Source organism: Psychroserpens sp. XS_ASV72 (assembly GCF_041224425.1).
Lineage (GTDB): Bacteria > Bacteroidota > Bacteroidia > Flavobacteriales > Flavobacteriaceae > Psychroserpens.
Genome location: NZ_JBGFGL010000076.1, coordinates 1 through 12,851 on the forward strand (window position 1 = coordinate 1; position 12,851 = coordinate 12,851).

Annotated in this window: 7 protein-coding genes; 4 read left to right on the plus strand and 3 right to left on the minus strand. The window is 36.6% G+C overall.

Features of this window, described 5'->3' with window-relative positions; all coding sequences use genetic code 11:
* Together AB9K26_RS07275 and hutH are read right to left on the minus strand one after the other, a co-directional pair.
* Window positions 1-3,403 (minus strand): hypothetical protein (locus AB9K26_RS07275; protein WP_369971890.1); only part of this gene is annotated, 3,403 nt, incomplete at its 3' end.
* A gap of 386 nt (window positions 3,404-3,789) precedes the next feature.
* Complete coding sequence (gene hutH, locus AB9K26_RS07280; protein ID WP_369971891.1) at window positions 3,790-5,301, minus strand: histidine ammonia-lyase; 1,512 nt, start codon at window positions 5,299-5,301, stop codon at window positions 3,790-3,792.
* 125 nt (window positions 5,302-5,426) lie between these two features.
* Between hutH and AB9K26_RS07285 the strand changes: the two genes are divergently transcribed.
* Window positions 5,427-6,464, plus strand: coding sequence for a TlpA family protein disulfide reductase (locus tag AB9K26_RS07285; protein ID WP_369971892.1), 1,038 nt, complete (start codon window positions 5,427-5,429; stop codon window positions 6,462-6,464).
* Window positions 6,465-6,516: 52 nt separating this feature from the next.
* Here AB9K26_RS07285 and AB9K26_RS07290 read toward each other — a convergent pair whose 3' ends face one another.
* Entirely contained in the window at window positions 6,517-8,076 is a 1,560-nt protein-coding gene (locus AB9K26_RS07290; RefSeq protein WP_369971893.1) for an NAD(P)H-hydrate dehydratase, read from the minus strand.
* An 82-nt stretch (window positions 8,077-8,158) separates the two neighbouring features.
* On the opposite strand from AB9K26_RS07290, the gene thrA reads away from it, so the two are divergent.
* The 3 genes from thrA to thrC are packed head-to-tail and all read left to right on the plus strand — an operon-like array spanning window position 8,159 to window position 12,850.
* Window positions 8,159-10,606 carry a bifunctional aspartate kinase/homoserine dehydrogenase I gene (thrA, locus tag AB9K26_RS07295; protein WP_369971894.1) on the plus strand — a complete coding sequence of 816 codons (2,448 nt, stop codon included), beginning with the start codon at window positions 8,159-8,161 and terminating at the stop codon, window positions 10,604-10,606.
* Window positions 10,607-10,617: 11 nt separating this feature from the next.
* Window positions 10,618-11,547: a homoserine kinase gene (locus AB9K26_RS07300; protein ID WP_369971895.1), complete on the plus strand. Its 930-nt coding sequence runs from the start codon at window positions 10,618-10,620 to the stop codon at window positions 11,545-11,547.
* Between the two features lie 10 nt (window positions 11,548-11,557).
* Complete coding sequence (gene thrC / locus AB9K26_RS07305) at window positions 11,558-12,850, plus strand: threonine synthase (protein ID WP_369971896.1); 1,293 nt, start codon at window positions 11,558-11,560, stop codon at window positions 12,848-12,850.
* Window position 12,851: the final 1 nt, after the last annotated feature.

Consider the following 12,851-nt stretch of genomic DNA (forward strand, 5'->3'; position numbering starts at 1 on the left):
CCTCGATATAGTATGGTCCTGCGCTCAATGGGTTGCCACAGGCATCCTCTCCGTTGTAGCTTATCGTGATAAGTCCTCCACAGGCATCGTACTCCTTAACTACGTTCGCCTCCAATTCTCCTGAAAGCTCACAAAGTCCAGATAACACATTAGTATATGTAGCGTTTGCAGCTTCGAATCCTGCTGCGTCGGCACATGCGATCTTGTCTGAGAATTCTGGAGCACTAACTTCTGGAGCTGGTGCTGGCAATACAGTAATTGTTTTTCTGTAATCGATTTCACGACCACAATCGTCGATAAATTTCCAATCTACGTATAAAGTACCACCACATGCATCATAACTACCTGATAAAGTACCTTCTACTTCACCGTTAATACCACAAGTACCTTCTAATCCATTAGAATAAGCAAGGTTTGTAACAATATAGTCATCAGCTAAATCACAAGCTACTTCAATACTTGGTAATGGGTTGATGAATTCTGCCATTGGAGCAGGATCAACTGTAATAGTTTGAGAAGCACTTAATGGATTTCCACAAATATCTTCTCCATCCCAAGTTACAGTGATAGTTCCACCGCACTCATCAAAATTGTTTGTTTGAACTGGCTCTAAATAACCAGAAATATTACATTCGCCTTCTAGTCCATTGCTGTAACCTAAAGCTTGAGCTTGGTATGCATCAGCATCAGAACAACTTAATGTAAAGTCTTCAACAGGATCAACCGTTGGAGCTGGAGCTGGATCAACTTTTACTTGCTTTCTAGCAGTAATTGTTCTACCACACTCGTCTGTGTATGACCAATCAACATATAGTAATCCACCACAAGCAGTAAACTCACCACTTAAAACTCCTTCAACAGAACCATTAATACCACACTCTCCGTCTAAACCATTAGAATAAGACAATGAAGTTGGCTCATAGTTTTGAGCTTCAGCACAAGAAACCTCTTCATGCTCAACATCGTCAAAACTAGCTTCAGGAGCTGGGTTAACGATAATTTCAAATGGACCAGCACTTAATGGACGACCACAAGCATCTTCTCCATCATAAGTAATGGTAATTTTACCACCACATAAATCATATTCTTTAGAAACATAAGCTTCTAATGAACCAGAGATTTCACAATCACCAGTTAAACCATTAGAATATGTAGCGTCATCAGCAGTCCAATTTGCCGCCATTGCACACATAATATCAGCTGGGAATTCAGGAGTTGATACTGTAGCTTCAGGAGCTGGATCAACAATGATATCATATGGACCTGCACTTAAAGGACGTCCACAAGCATCTTCACCATCATAAGAAATAGTGATTTTTCCACCACATGCGTCATATTCTTTAACAACATAAGCCTCTAATGAACCTGAAATTTCACATAATCCAGTTAAGCCATTAGAATATGTTGCTGCATCAGCGGAATACGCATCTGCATCAGCACAAGCTATATTAGTTGGGAATTCTGGAGTAGTAATTGAAGCTGCTGGAGCTGGCATTACTTGGATTGTAGTCGAAGCAGAAAGCGGATTTCCACACTCATCCTGACCATTCCAGTTTATTGTAATAGTACCACCACAAGCATCAAAATCATTTATTTGCTCTGGTTCAACGCTTCCGCTAATACTACAACTTCCTTCTTGTCCATTGCTATAATTTAAAGCACTAGCAACATATCCTTCTGCATCGGCACAAGATAAGCTAGTTTCAACCTCGATAGGCTCAAATTCTGGAGCTGGAGCTGGTAATACAGTAACTTCAAAAGTAGCACTTAATGAATTACCACATGCATCTTCACCCGCGTAAGTTACAGTGATTTTTCCACCACATGCATCAAAAAGATTTTTTTGGATTGGATCAATAGAACCATTTAATGAGCAATCACCATCTAAACCATTAGAATAGTTTAAAGGTTGAGCAACATAACCAGCTGCATCGTCACAAGACAATTCAAAATTTTGAACTGGGTCTAATTGTGCTGCAGGAGCAGGAGTCACATTGATTTCGAATGGTCCAGCACTTAATGGTGTTCCACAAGAATCTTCACCACTATATGATATAATGATTTTTCCTCCACATACTGTGAAATCATTTTGTACAGAAGCTTCGATTGATCCTGAAATTGCACAAGCACCAGAATCAACACCATTAGAATATGTAGCTGCATCAGCAACAAAACCATACGCTTCTTCACAAGATAGTGAATCAGGGAATTCAGGAGCTGTAAGAGTAGATTCAGGAGCTCCTTGAACTGTTATATGTTGAGATAATGATGTTGTATTACCACATTGGTCTGTAGCAGTCCAAGTTCTAACAATTTTACCACCATCACAATAATCACCAAGATTACTTAAATCCTCAACGTATTCAATCTTAATATTTGAGTCACAGTTATCAGTGTAGCTTACATCTGGTGCAGCTGGCACTTGATCAATACATGTGTAAAAAGCATCTTTAGGTATATCATTTAAAACCGGAGCTTCAGAATCAGATCCTGAATATACAATTTGAATTGGCTCTGCAAAATTATTACAGTCGTCAACAATTGTATAATTGTAAATAGCATACCATTTACAATCGCTTCCTTTAGAATCACTTGTTTTAGTTACAGTAACTGAACCACAGTTATCAGTATATAATGCAGCAATCTCTTGTTCAGTTGGCCCTAATGGCTTTTCACTGTAACATAAATTTAGTTCAGATCCTCCTTGAGGTATAGAGTCTGGCTCTAATAATTGAGGAGCTTCACTATCGCCACCACTGTAATTAACATCTAGTTCAGCAGCAAAATTTCCACATACATCAGAAATTTGATATTTGTAGAAAGCTGTCCAAGAACAGTCATCTCCTTGTGGAGTACCGTATTTGGTAACGATAATGTCTCCACCACAGTTATCAGCATATAAAGCTGCGATTTCGTCTTCAGATGGTCCTTGAGGAGCATCAGCGAAACATGCATTGATGTTATCTCCACCAGTAGGAACAACTGCTCCGTCAACTAAAGTAGGAGCTTGTAAATCACCACCTACATAACTGATTTTGATTTGTTCTTCGAAACTTCCACACTTAATATCATAAGTGTATTCAACTTCCCAGCCACAATCATCACCACTCATAAGAGTAGATTTGACTACATCTGCAGGAATGTCTCCACATTGATTTAAATACAAGTTTGCAACATCTGCTTCAGATGGACCTGGAGGTGCATCTTCTTGGCAACGGTTGAAGAACGTACTTCGCTCCGCTTGCCCTAACATTGAACCTGTACTAAACATAAATAGCATGATAAAGGCTAACACCTTCATGCTATTGGAATGTTTGGTAATAAGATCAATGCTACAACACGATAAATTCGTGATAGACTGCCAGATTTTGGCTCGACTACCACTTCGGGTAAAATTGCTCATAAACATAACATTTGGTTTTAAATTAAAATTATCTTAACATTTATTTCAACTGTTTTACCAGTCTACATAACAAAAGCAAATTGCTTAAGTAATAGGTTTGGGGACCAAATGAGATATGCCTATTATATGTATCCATAAACAGACTACTCAATGCTTGAATAATTGCTTATTCAAAATTCAATAAATGTGCTAATAATCAATTGTTGTGCTATCAAACAATTTTAGGTAAGAACATAAAAAAAGACGTTTTAAAATCTGCTTTTTATGTGGTCAAAATGAATATAATCCACCCTAACTTACTTTCAAAAGTAGATTATAAAATATTGAATGCCAAATAAATTTAACGTTTTTTTACAGATTAAACACTTGAACATTTTTTTTTGCATTTAATCGAAAAGCAATTCATTTTCGATGCAAAAATCTTCGATGAAATGTAACGAGGATTCTATCATTTTATGAAAAATTCCATCTTCTTCCACAAATGGGATTTCATCTCTATAACTACTTATAAATGATTCAATTAATGGCGATGATAATTTAGGCTTTCTAAAGTTTAAAGCCTGGGAAGCATTTAATAATTCAATAGCCAGTACACGCTCGGTATTTTGTATTAATGTATAAGCTTGCGTGGCAGCATTAGCTCCCATGCTAACATGATCTTCTTGACCATTACTCGATACAATACTATCGACACTAGCGGGTGTAGCCAATTGTTTGTTGGCACTTACAATACTAGCTGCTGTGTATTGAGGAATCATAAATCCTGAATTCAATCCTGGGTTGTCTACCAAAAAAGCGGGCAATCCTCTTGTTCCTGAAATCAGTTGGTATATTCTTCGCTCTGAAATGTTTCCCAACTCAGCCATTGCTATCTTCAAATAATCTAATGCCAATGCTAAGGGTTGTCCATGAAAGTTTCCTCCTGAAATAATTTTATCCTCTTGGATAAAAATGTTTGGATTGTCGGTAACCGAATTAATTTCTGTTTTAAAAACCTTATGCACAAAGTTCAATGTATCTTTTGTTGCGCCATGGACTTGTGGAATACATCTAAACGAATAAGGATCTTGCACATCCTGTTTTTCTTGTGCTATCAATTCACTACCTTCCAAAAATTCTCGAATCCTTTCAGCCGTTTTCAACTGACCATTATGCGGCCTTACTAAATGTACCAGGTCATCAAAAGGTTCAATTCTACCATTAAAGGCATCCAACGAAATACTTGATATCAAATCTGCCATATAAGACAACTTATAGGACTTAATTAATAAGTAGATACCATAAGCACTCATAAATTGAGTTCCATTCAGAAGTGCTAAGCCTTCTTTGGATTTTAAGGTTATGGGTTCAAGCTGTAATTCCTTTAAAACATCTTCGGCTTCACAAATACGATCTTTATAATAAACTTGTCCTTTTCCAATTAATGGCAAAGCCAAATGTGCCAAAGGCGCTAAGTCTCCAGAAGCACCTAATGAGCCTTGTGTGTATATAACAGGAAGTATGTCATGATTGTAAAAATAAATTAGCCTATTTACGGTATCCAATTGCACACCACTATGTCCATAACTTAATGACTGTATCTTTAAAAGCAACATTAATCTAATGATCTCTTTAGAAACCTTATCTCCAGTTCCGCAAGCATGGGACATGACGAGGTTTTCCTGCAAATGAGTTAATTTATCACCTGATATCTTAACATTGCACAACGACCCGAATCCTGTATTGATTCCATATATAGGTTCGTCTTGAGTGCGCATCTTTTGATCTAAATACGCACGACAATTGGTTATTTTACGAATCGCCTCTTCCGATAACTTGACTTTTTTCTGATAAAACAGAATATCACTAATTGTTGAAAGCTCTAGAGTTTCGGAAGAAATAATATGTTCAGTATCCATGTTGAGAAATTTTCACTTCAAAAATCAACATTACTAATCTTGTATGCAACAAATGTTAATAATTAATAAAATATGGATATTGTTAGACGAATCTTTTATTTTTGAGAAAACATAAATCACAACCTATGAAACAATTACTTATAATCTTATGCGCGTTGTCTATCGTTGCATGTCAAGAAGAACCTAAAGATTATGTAACCTTAAGTGGTACCATAAAAAATCCACATGAAAGCAAAACATTGAAAGTTTACATGGGAAAGGACTATGAAAAAAATATCAAAGTTAATGACGATGGTACTTTTAGTGACACCTTAAAAATAGCTGATGGAGATTACTCCATAAAACATGGAGACGAATATGGTTCTATTTATTTAAAGAACGGATTTGAGTCTTCATTTGAAACCGATTATGAAGATTTTGACAATACTTTGGTTTATAAAGGAGATGGCTCAGATATCAATAATTTTGCTATTCAATCGTATTTATTGTCCAATGAGCATTTTACAGATGATTTATTTGCAGAACCTAGTAAGGAGCGTTTAGACAAAGCTGTTACAGCTTACAAGGAAGGATTTCAAAAATTACAGGACAATTACAAAAATCTAGATTCCCTTCATATTGCCAACGGACAAAAAAACATGGAAGGAACTATTAATTCTTTAGAAAAATATTTATCTGGAAAAATAGCCCTTAGAGAAGAATTACCACAAGGATCTCCTTCTCCTACGTTTGAAAATTACATCAATCATAAAGGAGGAACTACTTCCCTATCTGACCTTAAAGGAAAATATGTTTATGTAGATATTTGGGCAACATGGTGTGGTCCATGTAAGCGCGAGATTCCTTCCTTGAAAAAGGTGGAAGAACAGTTCCATGGTCAAAATATTGAATTTGTCAGTATTTCTGTAGATGATGAAAAACGCAGTGGCACCAAGGAAAAAGCTTTTGAAGCTTGGAAAAAAATGGTTGATGATAAGAACTTAGGAGGCATCCAATTATTTTCAGACAATGCATGGCAATCTGATTTCGTGAGAGCATACCAGGTTAATGGTATTCCTCGTTTTATCCTTATCGATCCAGATGGAAACATTGTAAGTCCAGATGCTCCTCGACCTTCAAATCCAAAATTAGTAGAACTTCTTGAGGAGAAATTAAATTCTTAAACGTTTTATATTTAAAAACTAAGCCACTTTTTTAAGTGGCTTTTTTATTTTATTAGCCTTCTTTTTTCTCTTTTCCCTCTTGTGGCTGTTGCTCTTGTTCAGGCGGTTTGAATAAATCGATATATGCTTGTCCTAAATAATCAATAACATTACTTGCCATTAAACTTTGGTACCCGTAATCTTCAACAGCTATATCTGCAGATCTTCCATGTAGATACACCCCAAAAATTGCAGCAACCAACGGTTCGTAATCTTGAGCTATTAAGCCTGTAATTATTCCCATCAACACATCTCCTGTACCTGCTGTTGCCAAACCAGGATTACCTGTTGTATTTACATAATACTTGTCTTGGTAAACGGTAATTGTATTGGCTCCCTTAATAACAACAATAACATCATATTGCTTAGAAAATGTACTAACCTTGTCCAACTTGTCAAAATCATTTTTCCATGACCCAATCAAACGTTCCAACTCTTTGGGATGTGGTGTTAACACCGTTTGTTTTGGTAATAGCTTGAGCAGTTTTTTACTCTTGGATAACATATTCAATCCGTCGGCATCAATAACCAACGGTTTCTTATTTTCTTTAAGGAACGTTTCAAAAGCAGTTATAGTTTTAGGCAAGGTTCCAACACCTATTCCTAATCCAATAACGTCTGGGTCTTCTGGAAATGATATATTAGAAATAAACGTTTCCTCCACATCAGAAACCACCATAGCTTCAGGCAAAGTGGTTTGCAATATCGAATATCCACACTTTGGAACGAAGGAAGTTACCAAACCTGCTCCTGATGCTAGCACAGCCTTTGAACTCAGAACTACGGCTCCGATTTTTCCATATTGTCCTCCAATAATCAATGCATGACCATAAGTACCTTTATGTGAAAATTTCTCTCTTGGCCTGTATTGCGGTAACACCTCATGTCTTCCTATAAGCTCTGCTTTGGTTTGGGTCTTAAACAAAAACTCTCTATCAATTCCAATATCCAACACTTCCCATTGCAGAGAATATTTAGCTGTATCAGGCAGAAAGAAAATGAGTTTTGGCGATTGAAAACTCAATGTGTGATTTGCCCACACGACTGCATTTTCATTATCAGGAACTTTATCTGTGAATGCTCCTGAAGGAATATCGATAGATAAGGTGAATGCTTTGCTATTCTTAAAATGCTGAAATATATCAATAACCCATTCTGCGGCTGGACGATTAAGTCCAATCCCAAATACAGCATCAATGATGATGTCATCTTGATGTATTTGAGGTAAATCGGTATCCTTAGACATCATTGTTGGCCACACTTTGGTAGTTTCCTTGATGCGCTCATAATTCACTAAAAAGTCCTTAGAACGCTTATCACTGTAATTCACTATATATGTGTTTACATTATACCCATGATTCAGTAAATGCCTGGCAATTACTAATCCATCACCACCATTATTGCCAATACCACAAAAGACATGGATTGGAACTTGGGCACCTTGCATCCTGACATGTAGCCAGTTAAAAATTTGGATGCCTGCACGTTCCATTAATTCGGTTGAACTAATGTTTTGTTTTTCGGCTGTTAAACGATCACCTTCGTAAATTTGTTCTTTTGAGAAAATTTTCACTTATGCGGATTTTTATTAGAAGTAAAAGTAATACTTTTGAATATAATAAATTGATATAAAAACTACAGCAGACACTACTAGAATGAAAGTTTTAAAATTTGGAGGTACTTCCGTTGGTTCGGCAAACAACATCAATCAAGTCATTTCAATTTTGGAAGAACAATCCAAAACCGACCAAGTGGTTGGTGTCGTCTCTGCTGTTGGAGGCATAACCGATAAGTTATTGTATGCTGGACAACTGGCCCAAATCAAAGACAAGTCTTATGAAGAGGCCTATAAATCTATTGAACGTATTCATATAAAACTTGCTGAAGCTTTAATTCCTAAAAAGAATAAAGATATCATCAAGACCTTAGTAAATAAGCTTCAGGAACTTAAAGATCTTTTGGACGGTTTATATTTGATAAACGAAGTATCACCCAAGACCTCAGATAAATTAGTGAGTTTTGGAGAACTACTATCATCTTATATAATTGCGGAAACCATGTCGTCAAGAGGTTTGTATGCTGTTTGTAAGAATTCACAAGACCTCATCGTCACGAATTCAAACTTTACCAAAGCTGAAGTTCAGTTGAAAGCTACCAACAGTAATATTAAAACCTACTTTAAATCTGCAAAACAAGACATTACGATCCTGCCAGGATTTGTATCGAAATCTGAAGATGATGAAATCACTACACTTGGTCGAGGTGGTTCTGATTTTACTGCAGCCATTGTTGCTGCGGCACTAAAAGTAAAACAACTTGAAATATGGACCGATGTGAGCGGTATGTACACAGCGAATCCTAAATTGGTGAAACAGGCGTTTCCAATTGAGCAACTGTCCTATCAAGAAGCTATGGAATTGTCACATTTTGGCGCCAAAGTCTTGTATCCTCCAACGGTTCAACCGGTTTTAGACTTGAATATTCCTATCCACATTAAAAACACGTTAAAACCTGAAGCTAAAGGCACGATTGTGTCTTCTGAAACCGAAGCGCGTTTTCAGCATCCTGTCAAAGGAATTACGCACATCAACAATATTGCCTTATTGACTTTACAAGGAAGTGGAATGGTTGGTATTCCTGGGTTTTCAAAGCGTTTATTTGAAACACTGGCGCAAGAAAAAATCAATATTATTTTCATCACACAAGCTTCATCAGAACATTCCATTTGTTTTGGAATCGATGTCAATGATGCCAAGCTCGCCAAGGCAGCTATTGACACCAACTTTGAAAACGAGATTTCACTTCACAAAATCGATCCAATAATTGTCGAAACCGGATTGTCTATTATTGCCTTAATTGGTGATAAGATGAAAAGTTTTCAAGGAATTAGCGGACGTATGTTTAGTACCTTAGGAAAAAACAACATCAATATTAGAGCTATTGCCCAAGGTGCTTCTGAAAGAAATATATCAGCAGTCATAAATGAAAACGATGTCAAGAAAGCCTTAAATGTACTTCACGAACAGTTCTTCGAAGTTAAAACCAAGCAGCTCAATGTATTTATTGTAGGTATTGGTAATGTTGGCGAAAAACTGATAGATCAAATTGAGCAACAATATAGCTATCTAAAGAAAAAGCTTAAGATTGATGTTCGTATTGTAGGTATGGCCAATTCAAGAAAAATGGTCTTTGATAGCAATGGCATTGATCTTAGCAATTGGGCGTCGTTATTTCACTATGCTGACAAAACAAGTTTAAAAGGGTTTTTCAATATGGTAGTTGAAATGAATCTTCGTAACAGCATCTTTGTAGATATTACAGCTGATGAAACCGTTTCTGGTTGGTATGACAATTATCTGAAAAATAGCATTGCTGTAGTTGCTTGTAATAAGATCGCTTGTTCTGGAGCTTATGAAACATACAAAAAGCTTCATGACTTATCTTTAAGTTACAACACACCTTTCTTATACGAAACCAACGTTGGCGCAGGTTTGCCAATAATCAATACTTTAAAAAATTTGGTAGCATCTGGCGATAAAGTAACGAGCATTCAAGCCATTTTATCTGGAAGCTTAAACTTTGTCTTTAATAATTTCAGTGACAGAACCAACTTTCATGACACTGTAAAACGTGCCCAATTTGAAGGATACACCGAACCTGATCCAAGAATAGATTTAAGTGGTATTGATGTAGCCAGAAAGATTTTGATTTTAGCTCGTGAAAACGGTGGCACTATGGAAATTGATGACATCAATATTCAAACATTTCTTACTGAAGCCAACCTCGAAAGCAAATCAGTTGATGACTTTTACAAGACCTTAAAAGCTGATGAAGAACATTTTCAGTCTATTTTTGCGAATGCGAAAGCAAAAAAATGTCAGCTTAAATACGTTGCGGAGTTCAAAAATGGTAAAGCCAAATGCGGTCTTAGGGAAATTCCTGAAGGGCATCCATTTTATAATCTAGAAGGTAAAGACAATATTGTGATGTTCTACACCGAACGCTATCCAGAGCAACCACTTATCGTTAAAGGTGCTGGTGCTGGTGCAGATGTTACAGCTTCAGGATTGTTTGCTGATATCATTAAAATCGGAAACAAATAACAAATCAAAAAGTGGCATCATTACCATACATAAAAATATTCTCTCCAGCTACTGTAGCCAATGTTTCCTGCGGATTTGACGTACTTGGCTATTGTTTGGACAGTGTTGGAGACGAAATGATCGTGCGGAAATCTGACCATAAAGGCATTCGTATTACTAAAATAGAAGGCTTCGATTTACCGCTGGAAACCGAACTGAATGTTGCTGGAGTTTCTGCTCTAGCCTTATATAATGACGCGAAGCCTGAGTGCGGATTTGATATTGAAATTTACAAACACATTAAACCTGGAAGTGGAATTGGAAGCAGTTCTGCCAGTGCAGCTGGAAGTGTGTTTGCAATCAACGAGTTGCTAGAACGTCCTTACAATAAAACGGAATTGACGGCTTTTGCCATGAAAGGCGAAGCCTTGGCAAGTCAATCTGAGCATGCTGACAATTTAGCGCCTGCTCTATTTGGTGGATTCACGTTAGTGAAAAGTGTTTCTCCCTTGAATATTATTGAGTTACCTTCTCCTAGAGATTTATATACCGTTATTTTACATCCTCAAATAGAAATTAAAACCTCTGAATCTAGAGCGCTATTGCCAAAAGAAATTCTGCTTTCTCATGCCATTACACAATGGTCTAATGTTGGAAGTTTTGTCCATGCATTACATACTGAAGATTACAACTTATTGCAAGAGAGCCTTAAAGATGTTGTGGTTGAACCTTTTCGCAAAGCGTTGATTCCCCATTTTGAGGATATGAAAACAATTGCATTGAATAGTGGTGCTTTAGGCTTTGGCATTTCAGGATCTGGACCTTCCGTTTTTGCATTGTGCAAAGGACAGGAAACAGCAGAAAAGGTTAAAGATGGTTTACACCAATTCTATTCTAAAACACAAATAGAATTCGAACTTCATCTTTCTAAAATCAACACAGAGGGCATAAAAATCTTATAGCGAGACCTAAATGAAGTATTTCAGTTTAAATAATATTGCGCCAAAAACAACATTTAAGGATGCCGTCATTAAAGGCTTGGCTCCTGATAAGGGATTATATTTCCCAGAGCATATTCAAAAATTACCTCAATCCTTTTTTGAATCTATTGATTCGAAAAGCGATGTTGAAATTGCGTTTCATGCTATAAAAGAATTTGTTGGGTCTGATATTCCTCAAGAGATTCTAAAATCTATTATTGAAGACACGCTTTCTTTTGATTTTCCTGTGGTTACACTAGATGACCATATTTCTACTTTAGAATTATTTCACGGCCCAACCATGGCCTTCAAGGATGTTGGCGCGCGATTTATGGCGCGATGCTTAGGTTATTTTAATTCTGAAAACAAAAATGATGTCACTGTTTTGGTAGCTACTTCTGGTGATACTGGAGGAGCTGTTGCCAATGGCTTTTTAGGTGTTAAAGGTGTGAATGTTGTGATTTTATATCCTTCAGGAAAAGTAAGTGATATTCAAGAGAAACAATTAACTACACTTGGACAAAACATTACTGCCTTAGAAGTAGATGGCGTTTTTGATGACTGCCAAGATATGGTCAAAAAGGCATTTTTAGATACAGACCTTACTTCTAAAATGCAACTGACGTCGGCTAACTCCATTAATGTTGCAAGATGGCTGCCGCAAATGTTCTATTTCCTTTTTGCCTACAAGCAATTGTACAAAACTCATAAAAACATAGTTTTTTCCATACCTAGTGGAAATTTCGGAAACATCTGTGCAGGAATTATGGCGCAACAATTGGGATTACCTATTAAACATTTTATTGCTTCCAATAATGCCAACAATGTAGTTTCAGAATATTTAAAAACGGGAACATACAAACCAAAATCCTCCATTCAGACCATTAGTAATGCTATGGACGTTGGCAATCCGAGTAATTTCATAAGAATTCAGGAACTGTATGGCCATAACTTTGAGACCCTTACCTCTAACCTTTCTGCTTATAGTTTCAGTGACGATGAAACTAAAGAAGCCATGAAATCACTTTATCGAAACTATAATTACATTGCTGATCCACATGGTGCTGTAGGTTATTTAGGCTGTAAGACGTATCTGGAAAATCATCCTAAAGCACATACTGTGTTTTTAGAGACAGCGCATCCTACAAAATTTTTGGATGTTGTTGAAGAGGTTATTCCAACTCAAATTCCGCTTCCAAAACAAATCCTAGAAGTAATAGACAAGCCCAAGGTTTCCATCAAAATTTCTAATTACAACGATTTGAAATCTGTACTTTTAAAATAGA